The following is an 18,034-nucleotide window of genomic DNA, read 5'->3' as shown; positions in this document are numbered from 1 at the left end:
CGGTGCACGTCCGCGGCCTCTGTGCTCCTGTGCGCCCCCACCCCGGGAACTGGGATCCTGACCGGGCGCATCCCTGTGGGTAGCCAGAACCAGGTACCGCGCGGGGGGACGCCGCGCGCGGGCACCAGCGGGGGAACGACCAGCACGTCACCGGGGGAAGAGGGGGAAGCAGTGCCTCGTTGGAAGGCCTTGCCGGACGAACTCGATCCGCAGATCAGGGAGTTCACCAGTCAGTTGCGCCGGCTCGTGGACCGCAGCGACCTGAGCGTCGCGTCGGTGGCCGACGCCACGGGCTACAGCAAGACGTCCTGGGAGCGCTATCTGAACGGCCGGCTGCTGGCCCCGAAGGGCGCCGTCGTGGCCCTGGCCGAGGTGACCGAGACCAACCCCGTCCACCTGACCACCATGTGGGAGCTGGCCGAGCGCGCCTGGAGCCGCTCGGAGATGCGCCACGACATGACCATGGAGGCCATCCGGATCTCCCAGGCCCGCGCCGCGCTCGGCGAACTGGGCACGCCCGCGGCCGCGTCGGGCAATGCCGGGTCCGAGCCGGGCCACGACGGCAGGAGCGGCAAGGGGAGCCGGACCGGCCGGCGCGGTGGCGGCGTCGCCACCGGAATCGCCGGTCCTGCGGGCGTGTCGCCCACCCTGCCGCCGACGGTCCCGGCCCAGCCGACGGCCGCCGACAGCCCCGACTCGGCGCTCGGCGCGGTCCGGGACGGCGGTGGACCCGGTACCGCCCCGGTCCCCTCCTCCGGCGGAGCGACCCACGGCAACTCCTGGGGCCTCGCCGGATACCGGGGCCCCGCGCCGACCGGCGACCGCGCGTCCCGCTCCGGGCCCCGGACCGGCACCGGGCAGGCGGCGGCGCCACCGACCGCACCCGCCGCGCCGTACGGCCCCGGACCCGCCGCGCCCTACGGCCCCGCGTCCGCCGCGCCGTACGGCACCGGCACCGGCGTCGGACCCGGCCACGGCACCGGCCCTTCGGGCGCGTACGGCGAGCCTCCGCACGGCGGCCCCCGTCCGTCCGGTCGGCCTCCGGGCGGCGGGAACAAGCGGATGGCCGCCTTGGCCGCGGGCGTTGTCGGCGTCCTCGTCGTGGTCGCGGGCGCCTTCTTCCTCCTGAGAGACGGCGGCGACACCAAGGACGAGGGCACCAAGCCCTCCCCATCCCCCACCGTGAGCAGCGAACCCGAGCTGCCGCCGGGCGTGAAGTGCGCCGGCGACGCCTGCACCGGCAAGGACCCCGAGGTCATGGGGTGCGGCGGCGACCTGGTGACCACCGGCGCGACCACCGTCGTCGGCACGGCGGCCGTCGAGGTCCGGTACAGCAAGGTCTGTGGTGCCGCGTGGGCCCGGGTCACCCAGGCCGCGCAGGGCGACGAGGTCCGGGTGAGCGCCGGCGGTGCGAACGAGCAGCGGGCGGCGGTCGGCGACGCCGGCGACACCGCCGCGTACACCACGATGGTCGCCGTGCGCTCCGCGGCCGACGCCACCGCCTGCGCCACGCTGGCCTCGGGGCCGCAGGGCTGCACGAAGTAGGGGTGCGAGGGGCGGGCGGCGGGCCGGGAAGAAAAGTTCGCCCGCGGCAGGAATGCTCCGCGGCGTACCGGGCACGCGAGAAGTACCCCCACGGGAGTCCGGCAACGGTACCCCCGAACGGCGGCCGCCTTCGTCCCCCCTCTCCCGGACAGGCGGCCGCCTTCTGCTCGTGGCCGTCTCCGCCCCGTTCCGCGCGCACGGGTGATCCGGCGGCGGTCCTGTGGGCCGGGCCACACCGACCCGGACGTGCCGGACACCACGGGCGCGATAGCCTGACCGCTGGATCGATCTCTTGATACCAAGAGATCGATCAAACGCCCGGGGCCGGGACGCCCCACCGCCAGCTGTCCTACGGAGAACGCCATGACTCGCACTCCCGTGAACGTCACCGTCACCGGCGCGGCCGGCCAGATCGGTTACGCCCTGCTCTTCCGCATCGCCTCCGGCCAGCTGCTCGGCGCGGACGTGCCGGTCAAGCTGCGCCTCCTGGAGATCACCCCGGCGCTCAAGGCCGCCGAGGGCACCGCGATGGAGCTGGACGACTGCGCGTTCCCGCTCCTCCAGGGCATCGAGATCACCGACGACCCGAACGTCGCCTTCGACGGCGCCAACGTCGCCCTCCTCGTCGGCGCCCGCCCCCGTACCAAGGGCATGGAGCGCGGCGACCTCCTGGAGGCCAACGGCGGCATCTTCAAGCCGCAGGGCAAGGCCATCAACGACCACGCCGCGGACGACATCAAGGTCCTGGTCGTCGGCAACCCGGCCAACACCAACGCCCTGATCGCCCAGGCCGCCGCCCCGGACGTACCGGCCGAGCGCTTCACCGCGATGACCCGCCTCGACCACAACCGCGCGCTGACCCAGCTCGCGAAGAAGACGGGCTCCACGGTCGCCGACATCAAGCGCCTGACCATCTGGGGCAACCACTCCGCCACCCAGTACCCGGACATCTTCCACGCCACGATCGCCGGCAAGAACGCCGCCGAGACCGTCAACGACGAGAAGTGGCTGGCCGACGAGTTCATCCCGACCGTCGCCAAGCGCGGCGCCGCCATCATCGAGGCCCGCGGCGCCTCCTCGGCCGCCTCCGCCGCCAACGCCGCCATCGACCACGTGTACACGTGGGTCAACGGCACCGCCGAGGGCGACTGGACCTCCATGGGCATCCCGTCGGACGGCTCCTACGGCGTCCCGGAGGGCATCATCTCCTCCTTCCCGGTCACCACGAAGGACGGCTCGTACGAGATCGTCCAGGGTCTGGACATCAACGAGTTCTCCCGCGCCCGCATCGACGCCTCCGTCAAGGAGCTGTCGGAGGAGCGCGAGGCGGTCCGCGGTCTCGGCCTCATCTGAGCCCGCCCCGACGCCCGCACGGGCCCCGTTCCGGCACCTGCCGGGACGGGGCCCGCGCGCGTTCCCGGCCCCGGGAGCAGCCCGGAGACCAGTACGCCGACCTGGTGGGTTTCACCCTCTTCATCCCTTTTCTCCGTGATGCGCCGCACTTTCGGTGGCCGAATCGGCATGCATACGGGGCAGTGGGGCAGGGGCTCACGGTCCCCGAGAGTGACATGCGTGTGACGCAGGGGCATTGACCAGGAACGGAAGGCACATCCCACCATGGCGAACAGAACGGAAACCCGGACCGAGCGGGCTCACCGGACCATCCACGCGGGCGGCGAGTGGCTCGCGGCGTCCTCCGGCGCCACCCGCGAGATCATCGATCCCGCGGACGCCCAGCCGTTCGCCGTGGTCGCGGAGGGCGACGAGAAGGACACCGACCTCGCGGTGGCCGCCGCCCGGCGCGCCTTCGACGCGGGCGAGTGGCCGCACACCCCGGTCGCCGCACGCGCCGCCCTGCTGCGCCGCGTCGCCGACCTCCTCGTGCGCGACCGCGAAGAACTCGGCCTCCTGGAGAGCCGCGACGCGGGCAAGACCGTCGAGGAGGGGCGCGTCGACATCGACTGCGTCGCCGACGCCTTCCGCTACTTCGCCGACCTGGTCGCCGGGGAGGCCCCCGGCCGGGTCGTCGACGCGGGCTCGCCCGACGTCCACAGCGTCGTCGTGCACGAACCGGTCGGCGTCTGCGCGATGATCACACCCTGGAACTACCCGCTCCTCCAGGCCAGTTGGAAGATCGCCCCGGCCCTCGCCGCCGGCAACACCTTCGTGATCAAGCCGAGCGAGATCACGCCGCTCACCACGATCGCCCTGATCGACCTGCTCGTCGAGGCCGGCCTCCCCACCGGCGTCGCGAACATCGTCACCGGCCCCGGCCACACCGTCGGCGCCCGGCTCGCCGAGCACCCCGACGTCGACCTGGTCTCCTTCACCGGCGGCCTGATCAGCGGCACCAAGGTCGCCCAGGCCGCCGCCGTCACCGTCAAGAAGGTCGCCCTCGAACTCGGCGGCAAGAACCCCAACGTCGTCTTCGCCGACGCCTGCGAGACCGAGGAGGGCTTCGACACCGCCGTCGACCAGGCCCTCAACGCCGCTTTCATCCACAGCGGCCAGGTCTGCTCCGCCGGCGGCCGCCTCATCGTCGAGGAGTCCGTCCGCGAACGCTTCGTCGCCGAACTCGCCCGCCGCGCCGAGAAGATCCGCCTCGGCCGCGGCACCGAGGACGGCGTCGAGTGCGGCCCGCTCGTCTCCGCACAGCAGCGCGCCAAGACCGAGGACTACGTCGCCTCCGCCCTCGCCGAGGGCGCCGTACTGCGCTGTGGCGGCAAGCGCCCCGAGCCGTCGCCCCAACGGCCCGAGAGCGGCTACTTCTACGAGCCGACCGTCCTCGACCACTGCCACCGCGAGATGCGGGTGGTACGGGAGGAGGTCTTCGGACCGGTCCTCACCGTCGAGACCTTCCGTACCGAGGACGAGGCCGTAGCCCTCGCCAACGACACCGAGTACGGTCTGGCCGGTGCCGTCTGGACCGCCGACGCGGGACGGGCCCGCCGGGTCGCGGGCCGGCTGCGGCACGGCACCGTGTGGATCAACGACTTCCACCCCTACCTGCCGCAGGCGGAGTGGGGCGGCTTCGGCAAGAGCGGCGTCGGCCGCGAACTCGGCCCCGCGGGCCTGGCCGAGTACCGCGAGAGCAAGCACGTCTACCAGAACCTCGCCCCGAAGCCCGTCCGCTGGTTCGCCGGCTGACCCCTCCCGTCCCGGTACGTCCCCGCACCATCCGCTCGCCCCACTGGAGTACCCCCATGCCAGAAACCACTCATGTCTACGACTACGTCGTCATCGGCGGCGGCACCGCAGGCTCGGTGATCGCCTCCCGCCTCACCGAGAACCCGGACGTCACCGTCGCCGTCATCGAGGGCGGCCCCAGTGACGTCGGCCGCGACGACGTGCTCACCCTGCGCCGCTGGATGGGCCTGCTCGGCGGCGAACTGGACTACGACTACCCGACCACCGAGCAGCCGCGCGGCAACTCGCACATCCGGCACAGCCGCGCCCGTGTCCTCGGCGGCTGCTCCTCGCACAACACCCTCATCGCCTTCAAGCCGCTGCCGTCCGACTGGGACGAGTGGGAGGCGGCCGGCGCCGAGGGCTGGGGCGCGGTGCAGATGGAGGCGTACTTCGCCCGCCTGAAGAACAACATCGTCCCGGTCGACGAGAAGGACCGGAACGCCATCGCCCGCGACTTCGTCGACGCGGCGCAGAAGACGCTGGGGGTCCCCCGGGTCGAGGGCTTCAACAAGAAGCCGTTCAACGACGGCGTCGGCTTCTTCGACCTCGCCTACCACCCGGAGAACAACAAGCGCTCGTCGGCCTCGGTGGCGTACCTGCACCCCGTGATGGACGAGCGCGCCAACCTCACGCTGATGCTGGAGACCTGGGCGTACAAGCTCCAGCTCGACGGCACCCGCGCCGAGGGCGTCCACGTGCGCACCAAGGACGGCGAGGAGATCCTCGTCAAGGCCCGCAACGAGGTCGTCCTGTCCGCCGGCGCCGTCGACTCCACGCGCCTGCTGCTGCACTCCGGCATCGGCCCGAAGGACCAGCTGGAGGCCCTCGGCATACCCGTGGCGCTCGACCTGCCCGGCGTCGGCGAGAACCTGCTCGACCACCCCGAGTCGGTGATCGTCTGGGAGACCAACGGCCCCATCCCGGACAACTCCGCGATGGACTCCGACGCCGGTCTGTTCGTGCGCCGCGACCCCGAACACGCGGGCCCCGACCTGATGTTCCACTTCTACCAGATCCCGTTCACCGACAATCCCGAGCGACTGGGCTACGAGCGCCCCGAGTTCGGCGTCTCCATGACCCCGAACATCCCCAAGCCGAAGTCCCGCGGCCGCCTCTACCTCACCAGCGCCGACCCGTCCGTGAAGCCCGCCCTGGACTTCCGCTACTTCACCGACGAGGACGACTACGACGGCCGCACCCTCGTCGACGGCATCCGCATCGCCCGCGAGATCGCCGCGTCCCAGCCGCTGGCCGGCTGGCTCAAGCGCGAGGTCTGCCCCGGCCCGGACGTCACCGGCGACGAGGAGCTGAGCGAGTACGCCCGCAAGGTCGCCCACACCGTCTACCACCCGGCCGGCACCTGCCGCATGGGCGCCGCCACCGACGAACAGGCCGTCGTCGACCCCGAGCTGCGCGTCCGCGGCCTGACGGGCCTGCGCATCGCCGACGCCTCCGTCTTCCCGACCATGCCCGCCGTCAACCCGATGATCGGCGTCCTCATGGTCGGCGAGCGCGCCGTCGAGCTGATCGGCGGTGACGCCCGATGAGCACGACCGCCAACACCGCCGCCGCCACCGACGCCGTGGCCGAGCGCCCGCCGGTCTTCTCCGTGGACGGCCTGTGGAAGGTCTTCGGGCCCAAGGCCGCCCGGGTCCCCGCCGATCCGGACCTCGCCGCCCTCAGCCCGGCCGAGCTGCGCTCCCGCACCGGCTGCACCGCCGCCGTCGCGGGCGTCTCCTTCGACGTGCGCAAGGGCGAGGTCTTCGTCGTCATGGGCCTGTCCGGCTCCGGCAAGTCCACCCTCGTACGCTGCCTGACCCGCCTCATCGAGCCGACGGCCGGGGCCATCGCCATCGACGGCGAGGACGTCCGCGCGATGGACAAGTCCCGGCTGCGTGAACTGCGCCGCCACCGTGCCGCCATGGTCTTCCAGCACTTCGGCCTGCTCCCGCACCGCACGGTCCTGGACAACGTGGCCTACGGCCTGGAGGTCCAGGGCATGGGCCGCGCCGAGCGCCGCGAACGCGCCGCCGCGATCGTCGCCAAGGTCGGCCTGGAGGGCCTGGAGCACCGCCGCCCCGGCCAGCTCTCCGGCGGCCAGCGCCAGCGTGTCGGCCTCGCCCGCGCCCTCGCCGTCGACCCCGAGGTGCTGCTCTTCGACGAGCCGTTCAGCGCGCTGGACCCGCTGATCCGGCGGGACATGCAGGAGGAGGTCGTCCGGCTGCACCGGGAGGAGGGCCGCACGATGGTCTTCATCACCCACGACCTCCAGGAAGCCCTCAAGCTCGGCGACCGCATCGCCCTGATGCGCGACGGCCGCGTGGTGCAGCTCGGCACCCCGGAGGAGATCGTCGGCTCGCCCGCCGACGACTACGTCCGCGCGTTCGTCCGCGACGTCCCGCGCGAACAGGTCCTCACCGTCCGCACGGCGATGCGCCCCGCCGCCTCCTCCGACGAGGCGGGCACGGGCCCGGCGCTCCGCCCCGAGGCCACGGTCTCGGAGGCCATCGAGGCGGTGGCCCGAGCAGGCTCCCCGGCCCGCGTCATGAACGAGGGCCGCTGCCTGGGCGTGGTAGACGCAACCGACCTCCTGTCGGTGGTAGCAGGCACAACCGACCCAGCTGCGGACAGTCGTAACCCAGCTGCGGACAGCACTGACCCAGCTGCGGGCAGTCGTGCCGCTGGGGCGGCACGGGTGGGCGATGGGGGTCCCCCCGCGCGAGCGAAGCCGAGCGTGGGGGAGGCACCGGCCACGCGCCGCAAGCCGACCACCCCGCCCCCCGCCCCCACCGAGGAGCCGGCGTAATGGCAACGATCACCGCACCGACGTCGCAGAAAGCCGCCCCGCCGGGCATCCTCACCCACCCCGCAACCCGCAAGCTCCTCACCCTCGCCCTCGCGGCAGCCATCCTCATCCCCATAGCCGCCACGCAGTGGCCCGGCGCCGCTTGGCCCACCCCCCTCACCGTCGACGTCTCCGAACCCCTCGGCAAGGCCAGCGACTGGATCATCGACAACCGGGACAGCCACCCCCTGTTCCTCTACTTCTTCGGCCACGTCAGCAACGTCGTCGTCATCGCCGTACGCGCCGTGTACCTCGCCCTCCTCGCCGTCGGCTGGGCCGGGGTCACCGCGATCGGCGCCCTGGTCGCCTGGCGGGTGGCCGACGTGAAGCTCGCGGCGGGCACCGCCGCCGCGTTCCTGGCCTGCGGCCTGCTCGGCATGTGGGTGCCGACGATGCAGACCCTCGCCCTGATGGTCGTCGCCGTCCTCGTGTCGGTCGTCGTCGGCGCCCTGCTCGGCCTCGCCGCGGGCCTGTCCGACCGGATGGACCGCGTCCTGCGCCCGGTGCTCGACACCATGCAGGTGCTGCCCGCCTTCGCCTACCTCCTCCCCGTCGTCCTGGTCTTCGGCATCGGCGTCCCCGCCGCCGTCCTGGCCACCGTCGTCTACGCCGCCCCGCCCATGGCCCGGCTCACCTCGCTCGGCCTGCGCGGCGCGGACAAGGAGGTCCTGGAGGCCGTCGAGTCCCTCGGCACCACCGCCCGCCAGCGGCTGCTGACCGCCCGCGTCCCGCTGGCCCGCAAGGAACTCCTCCTCGGCGTCAATCAGACGATCATGATGGCGCTGTCCATGGCCGTCATCGCCTCCGTCATCGGCGCCGGCGGCCTCGGCGACCGCGTCTACCAGGCGCTGGCGTCCGTCGACGTCGGCGCGGCCCTCGCGGCCGGCATCCCGATCGTGCTGCTCGCCGTCGTCCTGGACCGCGTGACCGGCGCGGCGGGGGAGCGGCTCGGCGAGACCGGGAAGTCCCCGGTGACCTGGCTGTACGCGCTGGTCGTCGCCGCGGCCGTCGCGCTCGCCGGACGCCTGGCCGGCCTCCTCGACTGGCCCGACGGGTGGGAGGTGGACATCGCCGAGCCCGTCAACCGGGCCGTCGACTGGATGACCGCCCACCTGTACTCCGGCGTCCCCGTCGTCGGCGGTACCGCCGACTGGGCGGCGCACTTCACCAGCTGGGTGCTCAACCCGCTGCGCGACGGCCTCCAGTGGCTGCCCTGGTGGTCCGTCCTCCTGATCGTCGCCGCCCTGGCCTGGCTGATCGGCACCTGGCGCACCGCGCTCACCGCCGTCCTCGCCATGGCCGCGATCGGCGTGCTCGGCGTGTGGGACGCGTCCCTGGACACGCTCTCGCAGGTGCTCGCCGCCGTCGCCGTGACCCTGGTCGTCGGCTTCGCCACCGGCATCGCCGCCGCCCGCAGCGACCGCTTCGAACGCCTGCTGCGGCCCGTCCTCGACGTCTTCCAGACCATGCCGCAGTTCGTGTACCTGATCCCGGTCGTCGCCCTGTTCGGCGTGGGCCGCGCGCCCGCCGTGGCCGCCGCGGTCGTCTATGCCCTCCCGGCCGTCGTCCGCATCACCACCCAGGGGCTGCGCCAGGTCGACCCGGCCGCCCTGGAGTCGGCCCGCTCGCTCGGCGCCACCAGCGGCCAGCAGCTGCGCCAGGTCCAGCTCCCGCTGGCCCGCCCGGCCCTGCTGCTCGCCGTCAACCAGGGCGTCGTCCTGGTCCTCGCCGTCGTCATCATCGGCGGTCTGGTCGGCGGTGGCGCGCTCGGCTACCAGGTCGTCTTCGGCCTGGCCCAGGGCGACCTGGCGACCGGCCTGGTCGCGGGCGCCGCGATCGTCTGCCTCGGCCTGATGCTCGACCGGGTCACCCAGCCCACCGAACGCCGTACGACCAAGAAGGGAGCCTGACATGCGACTGCGACTGCGTATGCGTACGACCTCCGCCCTCGCGGGCATGGCCGCGCTGACCCTGCTGACCGGCTGCGGCGCCGCCGACATGACCAAGCAGGCGTCCCCGTTCGCCAACGCCCAGGGCGCCAAGACCGTCACCCTGTCCGTGCAGTCCTGGGTCGGCGCCCAGGCCAACGTGGCCGTCGCCCAGTACCTGCTGGAGCACGAGCTGGGCTACCGCGTCGACACCGTCCAGGTCGACGAGGTCCCCGCCTGGGACGCGCTCAGCCAGGGCCGCGTGGACGCCATCCTGGAGGACTGGGGCCACCCCGAGCAGGAACAGCGCTACGTCCAGGACAAGAAGACCATCGCCGCGGGCGGCGACCTCGGCGTCACCGGCCACATCGGCTGGTTCGTCCCGACGTACTTCGCCAAGAAGCACCCGGACGTCACGAACTGGAAGAACCTCGACAAGTACGCCGACCTGCTGCGCACCGCGGAGAGCGGCGGCAAGGGCCAGCTCCTGGACGGCTCCCCGTCCTACGTCACCAACGACAAGGCCCTGGTGAAGAACCTGGACCTGGACTACCAGGTCGTCTTCGCCGGCTCCGAGGCCGCCCAGATCACCCAGATGCAGCAGTTCGCCAAGGAGAAGAAGCCCTTCCTGAGCTACTGGTACACCCCCCAGTGGCTGATGGAGAAGGTTCCGATGACCGAGGTGAAGCTGCCGCCGTACAAGGAGGGCTGCGACGCCGACCCGGAGAAGGTCGCCTGCGCCTACCCCGTCACCCCACTGCAGAAGTACCTCAACGCCGGGTTCGCGAAGGACGGCGGCAAGGCGGCCGCGTTCCTGAAGAACTTCAGGTGGACGACCGAGGACCAGAACCAGGTCTCCCTGATGATCGCCGAGCAGAAGATGCGGCCCGAGGTGGCGGCGAAGAAGTGGGTGGACGGCCACGAGTCCGTCTGGAAGAAGTGGCTGCCCTGACCCTCAGCGCACCGGCCGGGCCGCGAGCCGTTCCGCGTGCTCCCGCACCGCCCGCTCGGCCTGCCGCTGGAGCCCCTGCCCGAAGGTGATCCGAGTGGCCCCGAGTCCGCCGAGTTCGGCGGGCGAGGGGCCCTCACCGGGACGCGCGACCACGTTCACCGGCCCCTGGATGCCGGCCCGCAGCAGCGGCAGTACGGCGACGGGGGCGGCGATGGGATACACGCAGTCGGCGCCCGCGGCGACGTACGCCGCCGCCCGGGCGATCGCCGCCCCCGGATCGTCGACACCCCGGAGGAACGTGTCGATCCGGGCGTTCAGGAACAGCCGGTCACCGGCCTCCTCCCGCACCTCGGCCAGCCACTCGGCGTGCTCCGCCGGGTCCTTGAGCCCCTCGCGGGTGGAGTCCTCCAGGTTGCAGCCGACGGCGCCCGCCTCCAGCAGCCGCTCCACCAGCTCCTTCGGCGCCAGTCCGTAGCCGCCCTCGACGTCGGCCGACACGGGCACGTCCACGGCGCGCACGATCCGCGCGACGGCCGCGAACATCTCGTCGGCCGGGGTCCGCCCGTCCTCGTACCCGAGCGAGGCCGCCACCCCGGCGCTCGGTGTCGCCAGCGCCGGGAACCCGGCCTCCGCGAACACCCGGGCGCTCGCCGCGTCCCAGGGACCCGGCAGGACGAGCGGGTCGTCCGGGACCCGGCCGTGGTGCAGGGCGCGGAACGCGGTGACGTCGTGACTCACGGTGTGTAACCCCCCGGTGGAACCCTGCGGCCGACCATCAGCCGGTTCCAGCTGTTGATGGCGGTGATCAGCCCGACCAGATGGGCCAGTTCACCGTCGCCGAAGTGTACGGCGGCCTCCTCGTACACCGCGTCGGGCACGAAGCCCTCGGTCAGCACGGTCACCGCCTCGGTCAGCGCGAGCGCGGCCCGCTCCCGCTCGTCGTACAGGTCCTCCGTCTCCTCCCAGGCGGCGAGCAGACCGAGGCGCTCCTCGGCCACGCCGTTCTCGCGGGCCAGGGCGAGGTGCATGTCCAGGCAGAACGCGCAGTGGTTGAGCTGCGAGGCCCGGATCATCACCAGCTCGCCGAGGACGGGGTCGCCCAGGCCCTTCTTGGCCGCCGCGCTCAGCGCGGACAGCGCCTGCCCGACCCGCCGGTCCAGGAGCCGGGTGCGTGCCGCGCTCACGCGTGCTGCCCGGGCGAGTAGTGCCCCGGCGTCATCCGGCAGGTCACGCCGAACCGGTTCCAGGCGTTGATCGTCGTGATCGCGGCGATCAGCTGCGCCAGCTCCGGTTCGTCGAAGTGCTCGGCGGCCTTCTCGTACACCGCGTCGGGCACGAAGCCGTCGGTCAGCACGGTGACCGCCTCGGTCAGCTCGATCGCCGCCAGCTCCTTCTCCGTGTAGAAGTGCCGCGACTCCTCCCAGGCGGCCAGCTGCACGATCCGCGCCACGCTCTCACCGGCGGCGAGGGCGTCCTTGGTGTGCATGTCGAGGCAGAAGGCGCAGTGGTTGAGCTGCGAGGCGCGGATCTTCACCAGTTCGTACAGCGTCGGGTCCAGCCCCCGCTTCGCGGCGGTCTCCAGCCGGATCATCGCCTTGTAGACCTCGGGCGCGTGCTGGGACCAGTTCAGCCGGACGGGCACCTCGGCGGCGTGGTCCCGGGTCTTCGTGTCATCGGTGTGTGTCGTCATGCCTCGACCCTAGGAAGGAAGCAGCCCAGCGGTATGGTCCATTTCCATGGCAAGATCATGGGCCACTCTCGGCGTCGACCTGCACCTGGAACCCACCGGTCCCGGCCTGCGCCGCGGCCTCACCGACGCCCTGCGCGAGGCCGTCCGCACCGGCCGCCTGGGCCCCGGCACCCGGCTGCCCTCGTCCCGCGTCCTCGCCGCCGACCTCGGCATCGCCCGCAACACGGTCGCCGACGCCTACGCCGACCTCGTCGCCGAGGGCTGGCTCACCGCGCGCCAGGGCTCGGGCACCCGCGTCGCCGAGCGCGTCGCCGCCCCGCCGTCCCGCGCCTCGGCCCGGCGCGCCGGGGGGAACGCCCGCCCCGCCTACGACCTGCGCCCCGGCACCCCCGACCTCGCCTCCTTCCCGCGCACCGCGTGGCTCAGGGCCGCCCGCCGCGCCGTCTCCGCCGCTCCCCACGACGCCCTCGGCTACGGCGACGGCCGCGGCCGGCCCGAGCTGCGCACCGCGCTGGCCGGTTACCTCGCCCGGGCCCGGGGCGTGCGCGCCGACCCCGAGACGCTGCTGGTCTGCGGTGGCGTCGCGCACGGCCTCGTGCTGCTGGCCGGCGCGCTGCGGGCGCGCGGCGTGCACACCGTGGCCGTCGAGTCGTACGGCCTCCACGTCCACCGCGACCTGCTCACCAGGGCCGGCCTGCGGACCGTTCCGCTGCCCGTCGACGACCGCGGGGCGGACACCGGGGCGCTCACGGACGCGGGTGCCGTGCTCCTCACCCCCGCCCACCAGTTCCCGACCGGCGTCCCCCTGCACCCCGACCGCAGAGCGGCGGCGGTGGCCTGGGCGCACCGCACCGGCGGGCTGATCCTGGAGGACGACTACGACGGCGAGTTCCGCTACGACCGCCAGTCCGTCGGCGCCCTCCAGGGGCTGGACCCCGACCGCGTCGTGTACCTGGGCACCGCCAGCAAGTCCCTGGCCCCCGGACTGCGCCTGGGCTGGATGGCGCTGCCGCCGTCCCTGGTCGGGGACGTCCTGGACGACCCGGCGAGCCGCACCCCGGGCGTGCTCGACCAGCTGACCCTGGCGCAGTTCCTCGACTCCGGCGACTACGACCGGCACGTGCGGTCCGCCCGCCTGCGCTACCGGCGCCGCCGCGACGCCCTGGTCGCCGCCCTCGCCGAGCGCGCCCCCGGGGTCCGCGTCAGCGGCATCGCCGCCGGACTGCACGCCGTCCTGCCGCTGCCGCCCGGCACCGAGCGGCAGGTCGCGCGGGCCGCCGCCTGGCACGGGCTCGCGGTCCACGGCCTGGCCATGTTCCGGCACCCGGACGCGTCCCTGCCCCCGCTGGACGCCCTCGTTGTCGGATACGGCACCCCGCCCGACCACGCCTGGGCGGGGGCGCTGGACGCGCTGTGCCGGGCGCTGCCGTAAAGTCCCACCGGCGGCGGGGCCGTACACTCGACCGGCCCAACTGTCGTACAACCGCACGGACACGGCACGGACAACGGGGGACAGGGACATGGCCAAGACCCGGCGACGGCTGCGGTCGAGCACCGTGGTGCTCGGCGGCATGGGAATGCTCGCGGCGGCCCTGAGCGCATGCGGTTCGGACCCCGACCGCCGCTGCGTGGACCGCGACAGCTACGACTACCTCAACGGCTACAAGGTCGTCGCCGACAAGAACTGCAAGTCCGGCTCGTCCGGCAGCTCGTCCGGCAGGGGCGGCAAGGGCGGCAAGAAGAAGACCGGCGCGAAGTCCGTGGGCGACGCCGACTGGTACTACGACGCCGACGTCAGCAACGGCTGGGCCGACTCCGGCACCTTCAGCCGGTCCGAGGCCGTCGACCGGGGCGGCTTCGGCTGCTCGGGCGGCAGCGGCGGCGGCTGAGGACGGGACCGTGGAACGCCGTACCGCCGACCCCCGCCCCGGCTGGCAGCAGACCGTCGAGGAACAGGGGCTGATCTACCCCCTGACCCGCTACCCCGACGACTCCCTGCGCCCCTACTGGGACGAGAGCGCCTACTACGTCTTCTCCCTGCCCGAGGTCGAGGCCCTGGAGGAGGTCGTCGAGGAACTGCACCGGATGTGCCTCGCGGCCGCCGGGCACATCGTCGCCGAGGACCGCTTCGCCGACCTCGGCATCACCGACCCGCGCGTCGTCCACGCGGTCACCGAGGCCTGGCACCGCCGCGCCGAACTCCCCTCCGTCTACGCCCGCTTCGACCTGCGCTACGACGGCACGGGGCCCGCCAAGCTCCTGGAGTACAACGCGGACACCCCGACCTCCCTCGTCGAGGCCGCCTCCCCGCAGTGGTTCTGGATGGAGGAGCGCTTCCCCGGCGCCGACCAGTGGAACAGCCTCCACGAGCGCCTCGTCGACGCCTGGAGGAAGCAGGCCGCGCTCCTGCCGCCCGGCAACCCGCTGTACTTCGCGCACTCCTCGGACGACGAACTCGGCGAGGACCTCATGACGGTCGCCTACCTCAAGGAGACCGCCGAGCAGGCGGGCCTGGAGACCGACTGGATCTCCATGGAGGAGATCGGCTGGGACCGCCTCTCGGGCCGCTTCGTCGACAACAAGCTGCGCTTCATCCGCAGCCTCTTCAAGCTCTACCCCTGGGAGTGGCTCACCACGGACCGCTTCGCCGGCCACGTCCTGGACACCCTCGACAACGGCGGCGGCACCGGCACCACCCTGTGGATCGAGCCCGCCTGGAAGATGCTGCTCAGCAACAAGGCCCTGCTGGCGATCCTCTGGGAGCTGTACCCCGGCCACCCGAACCTCCTTCCCGCCTACCTGGACGGCCCGCGCGACCTGGCCACCACCACCGGCTGGGTGGCCAAGCCCCTCCTGGGCCGCGAGGGCGCGGGCGTCACGGTCCACGCCCCGGACACCGACCCCGCCCCCCGCCCCGAACCCTGCTGCTACCAGGAACTGGCCCCCCTCCCCGACTTCGACGGCAACCGCGTCGTCCTGGGCGCCTGGGTGGTGGAGAACGAGTCGGCGGGCCTGGGCATCAGGGAGTCGAGCGGCCTGGTGACGGACGAATACGCCCGCTTCCTGCCCCACGTGATCCTGTGAGGACGGCCCTTTCCGCATCACGGACACCCACGGCACCGGCAGAGCACACCCGGTAACCTGGCCCCGGGCCGTGACTGGCGCGCTGGGATGGGACGAACCATCGGGAAGCGGCCCGGAACACCGAGAGCCGTGCGCCTGGGCCATCCGTACCGTGAACGCTGAAACCGACGTCCGGAGGACCCCGTGCCCGCAGAGATCTCTCCCGAGTCCACCGCCTACCGAGCCGCGCTCGACGTCATCCGAGCCGTCGAGCCCCGCGTGGCGGACGCCATCGGCCAGGAGGTCGCCGACCAGCGCGAGATGCTCAAGCTGATCGCCTCGGAGAACTACGCCTCCCCGGCCACGCTCCTGGCGATGGGCAACTGGTTCAGCGACAAGTACGCCGAGGGCACCGTCGGCCGCCGCTTCTACGCCGGCTGCCGCAACGTCGACACCGTCGAGGCCCTGGCCGCCGAGCACGCCCGCGAGCTGTTCGGCGCCCGCCACGCCTACGTCCAGCCGCACTCCGGCATCGACGCCAACCTGGTCGCCTTCTGGGCCGTCCTCGGCGCCCGGGTCGAGGTGCCCTTCCTGGAGAAGGCCGGCGCCCGCCAGGTCAACGACCTGACCGACGCCGACTGGGCCGAGCTGCGCCAGGCCTTCGGCAACCAGCGGATGCTCGGCATGTCCCTGGACGCCGGCGGCCACCTCACCCACGGCTTCCGCCCCAACATCAGCGGCAAGATGTTCGACCAGCGCTCCTACGGCACCGACCCGGCCACCGGCCTGATCGACTACGAGGCCCTGCGCGCCTCCGCCCGCGAGTTCAAGCCGCTGATCATCGTCGCGGGCTACTCCGCGTACCCCCGGCTGGTGAACTTCCGGATCATGCGCGAGATCGCCGACGAGGTCGGCGCGACCCTCATGGTCGACATGGCGCACTTCGCGGGCCTCGTCGCGGGCAAGGTGCTCACCGGCGACTTCGACCCGGTCCCGCACGCCCAGATCGTGACGACGACCACGCACAAGTCGCTGCGCGGCCCGCGCGGCGGCATGGTCCTGTGCGACGACTCGCTCAAGGACCAGGTCGACCGCGGCTGCCCGATGGTCCTCGGCGGCCCGCTCCCGCACGTCATGGCCGCCAAGGCCGTCGCCCTCGCCGAGGCCCGGCAGCCCGCGTTCCAGGACTACGCCCGGCGCATCGTCGACAACGCCCGCGCGCTCGCCGAGGGCCTGACCAGGCGCGGCGCCACCCTGGTCACCGGTGGCACGGACAACCACCTCAACCTGATCGACGTGGCGTCCTCCTACGGCCTCACCGGCCGTCAGGCCGAGGCCGCGCTCCTCGACTCCGGCATCGTCACCAACCGCAACGCCATCCCCGCCGACCCGAACGGCGCCTGGTACACCTCCGGCATCCGCATCGGCACCCCGGCGCTGACCACGCGCGGTCTCGGCACCGCCGAGATGGACGAGGTCGCGGGCCTGATCGACCGCGTCCTGACCACGACGGAGCCCGGCACCACCAAGTCCGGCGCCCCCTCCAAGGCCGCCCACGTCCTCGACGCGAAGGTCGCCGACGAGATCTCCCACCGCGCGACCGACCTGGTGGCCGGCTTCCCGCTGTACCCGGAGATCGACCTGGGCTGACGGTCGCCGCCCGGGGGAACGAGCCGCCGGTGGGACCTGAGAGAATGGTGAGCATGGCGAATGACCGACCTCGTGTGCTCTCCGGGATCCAGCCCACCGCAGGCTCGTTCCACCTCGGCAACTACCTGGGCGCCGTCCGCCAGTGGGTGGCCCTCCAGGAGTCCCACGACGCGTTCTACATGGTCGTCGACCTGCACGCGATCACGGTCCCGCAGGACCCGAGGGAGCTGCGCGCCAACACCCGGCTCGCCGTCGCCCAGCTGCTGGCCGCCGGACTCGACCCGGACCGCTGCACGCTCTTCGTCCAGAGCCACGTCCCCGAGCACGCCCAGCTCGCCTGGGTCATGAACTGCCTCACCGGCTTCGGCGAGGCGAGCCGCATGACCCAGTTCAAGGACAAGTCCGCCAAGCAGGGTGCCGACCGCGCCTCCGTCGGCCTGTTCACCTACCCGGTCCTCCAGGTCGCCGACATCCTGCTCTACCAGGCCGACGAGGTCCCCGTCGGCGAGGACCAGCGCCAGCACATCGAACTCACCCGCGACCTGGCCGAGCGCTTCAACGGCCGCTTCGGCGACGCCTTCACCGTTCCCTCCGCGTACATCCTCAAGGAGACGGCGAAGATCTACGACCTCCAGGACCCGACCGCCAAGATGAGCAAGTCGGCGGCCACCCCGAAGGGCCTGATCAACCTCCTGGACGAGCCGAAGGCCACCGCGAAGAAGGTGAAGAGCGCGGTCACGGACACCGACACCGTGATCCGCTTCGACCGCGAGCACAAGCCCGGCGTCAGCAACCTGCTGACGATCTACTCCACCCTCACCGGCGCCGAGATCGCCGAGCTGGAGCGGAAGTACGAGGGCAAGGGCTACGGCGCGCTGAAGACGGACCTCGCCGACGTCGTCGTGGAGTTCGTCACCCCCTTCCGCGAGCGGACCCAGCAGTACCTGGACGACCCGGAGACGCTCGACGCGATCCTCGCCAAGGGCGCGGAGAAGGCCAGGAGCGTCGCCGCCGAGACCCTCGCCCGGGCGTACGACCGGGTGGGCTTCCTCCCCGCCAAGCACTGACCCGTGCCGCCGCCCGGGGTACCGCCGCCCGCGGTACCCCGGCACCGTCCGCGCGCCCCGGCCCGCCGCCGTAGCGCTGCACATCACTCCGGTTGCGCCTGCCCA

The 18,034-nt window shown here is 72.7% G+C and carries 15 protein-coding genes and 1 riboswitch; of the genes, 12 read left to right on the top strand and 3 right to left on the bottom strand.

The window, feature by feature from the left end; all coding sequences use genetic code 11:
• Window positions 1-171: 171 nt before the first annotated feature.
• From ACIRGB_RS02830 to ACIRGB_RS02800, 7 genes are all read left to right on the top strand, one after another.
• Window positions 172-1,545: a DUF2690 domain-containing protein gene (locus ACIRGB_RS02830; RefSeq protein WP_403857998.1), complete on the top strand. Its 1,374-nt coding sequence runs from the start codon at window positions 172-174 to the stop codon at window positions 1,543-1,545.
• A 363-nt stretch (window positions 1,546-1,908) separates the two neighbouring features.
• Entirely contained in the window at window positions 1,909-2,898 is a 990-nt protein-coding gene (locus ACIRGB_RS02825) for a malate dehydrogenase (RefSeq protein WP_052839772.1), read from the top strand.
• 264 nt (window positions 2,899-3,162) lie between these two features.
• Window positions 3,163-4,692: an aldehyde dehydrogenase family protein gene (locus ACIRGB_RS02820; protein WP_403857994.1), complete on the top strand. Its 1,530-nt coding sequence runs from the start codon at window positions 3,163-3,165 to the stop codon at window positions 4,690-4,692.
• A gap of 56 nt (window positions 4,693-4,748) precedes the next feature.
• Entirely contained in the window at window positions 4,749-6,281 is a 1,533-nt protein-coding gene (locus tag ACIRGB_RS02815; protein WP_403857992.1) for a GMC family oxidoreductase, read from the top strand.
• On the top strand, window positions 6,278-7,540 hold the full coding sequence (locus ACIRGB_RS02810) for a glycine betaine/L-proline ABC transporter ATP-binding protein (RefSeq protein ID WP_403857990.1): 1,263 nt from the start codon (window positions 6,278-6,280) through the stop codon (window positions 7,538-7,540). The genes ACIRGB_RS02815 and ACIRGB_RS02810 overlap by 4 nt, the downstream gene beginning before the upstream one ends.
• On the top strand, window positions 7,540-9,489 hold the full coding sequence (locus ACIRGB_RS02805) for an ABC transporter permease (RefSeq protein WP_403857988.1): 1,950 nt from the start codon (window positions 7,540-7,542) through the stop codon (window positions 9,487-9,489). Before ACIRGB_RS02810 ends, ACIRGB_RS02805 begins: the two co-directional genes overlap by 1 nt.
• 1 nt (window position 9,490) lies before the next feature.
• On the top strand, window positions 9,491-10,459 hold the full coding sequence (locus tag ACIRGB_RS02800) for an ABC transporter substrate-binding protein (RefSeq protein WP_403857986.1): 969 nt from the start codon (window positions 9,491-9,493) through the stop codon (window positions 10,457-10,459).
• A gap of 3 nt (window positions 10,460-10,462) precedes the next feature.
• Here ACIRGB_RS02800 and ACIRGB_RS02795 read toward each other — a convergent pair whose 3' ends face one another.
• Genes ACIRGB_RS02795 through ACIRGB_RS02785 form a run of 3 tightly spaced genes read right to left on the bottom strand, consistent with a single transcriptional unit; the run spans window position 10,463 to window position 12,149 of the window.
• Window positions 10,463-11,197 carry an isocitrate lyase/phosphoenolpyruvate mutase family protein gene (locus ACIRGB_RS02795; protein WP_403857984.1) on the bottom strand — a complete coding sequence of 245 codons (735 nt, stop codon included), beginning with the start codon at window positions 11,195-11,197 and terminating at the stop codon, window positions 10,463-10,465.
• Window positions 11,194-11,643: a carboxymuconolactone decarboxylase family protein gene (locus ACIRGB_RS02790; protein WP_403857982.1), complete on the bottom strand. Its 450-nt coding sequence runs from the start codon at window positions 11,641-11,643 to the stop codon at window positions 11,194-11,196. Before ACIRGB_RS02790 ends, ACIRGB_RS02795 begins: the two co-directional genes overlap by 4 nt.
• The gene (locus tag ACIRGB_RS02785) at window positions 11,640-12,149 is read right to left on the bottom strand and encodes a carboxymuconolactone decarboxylase family protein (RefSeq protein WP_403857980.1); all 510 of its coding nucleotides are present in this window, start codon (window positions 12,147-12,149) and stop codon (window positions 11,640-11,642) included. The genes ACIRGB_RS02790 and ACIRGB_RS02785 overlap by 4 nt, the downstream gene beginning before the upstream one ends.
• A gap of 46 nt (window positions 12,150-12,195) precedes the next feature.
• Here ACIRGB_RS02785 and ACIRGB_RS02780 point away from each other — a divergent pair, with 46 nt between their 5' ends.
• The 5 genes from ACIRGB_RS02780 to trpS all read left to right on the top strand — a co-directional run bounded on the left by ACIRGB_RS02780 (window position 12,196) and on the right by trpS (window position 17,929).
• A complete protein-coding gene (locus ACIRGB_RS02780; RefSeq protein ID WP_403857978.1) occupies window positions 12,196-13,581 on the top strand; it encodes a PLP-dependent aminotransferase family protein in 1,386 nt (461 codons plus the stop codon).
• 88 nt (window positions 13,582-13,669) lie between these two features.
• Window positions 13,670-14,038 (top strand): hypothetical protein, encoded by a 369-nt coding sequence (locus tag ACIRGB_RS02775; protein ID WP_403857977.1) that lies wholly within the window; start codon window positions 13,670-13,672, stop codon window positions 14,036-14,038.
• A 10-nt stretch (window positions 14,039-14,048) separates the two neighbouring features.
• Window positions 14,049-15,233: a glutathionylspermidine synthase family protein gene (locus ACIRGB_RS02770; RefSeq protein ID WP_403857975.1), complete on the top strand. Its 1,185-nt coding sequence runs from the start codon at window positions 14,049-14,051 to the stop codon at window positions 15,231-15,233.
• Between the two features lie 60 nt (window positions 15,234-15,293).
• Window positions 15,294-15,381: riboswitch (ZMP/ZTP riboswitch) on the top strand.
• A 35-nt stretch (window positions 15,382-15,416) separates the two neighbouring features.
• Entirely contained in the window at window positions 15,417-16,862 is a 1,446-nt protein-coding gene (locus ACIRGB_RS02765) for a glycine hydroxymethyltransferase (RefSeq protein WP_403857973.1), read from the top strand.
• A gap of 44 nt (window positions 16,863-16,906) precedes the next feature.
• Window positions 16,907-17,929 (top strand): tryptophan--tRNA ligase, encoded by a 1,023-nt coding sequence (trpS, locus tag ACIRGB_RS02760; protein WP_403858195.1) that lies wholly within the window; start codon window positions 16,907-16,909, stop codon window positions 17,927-17,929.
• Window positions 17,930-18,034: the final 105 nt, after the last annotated feature.

The sequence above is a fragment of the Streptomyces sp. NPDC102490 genome (assembly GCF_044765285.1).
Taxonomy (GTDB): Bacteria; Actinomycetota; Actinomycetes; order Streptomycetales; family Streptomycetaceae; genus Streptomyces.
Note: the sequence above shows the minus strand (reverse complement) of the source record. Positions and strands in the feature narration are given on the sequence as shown.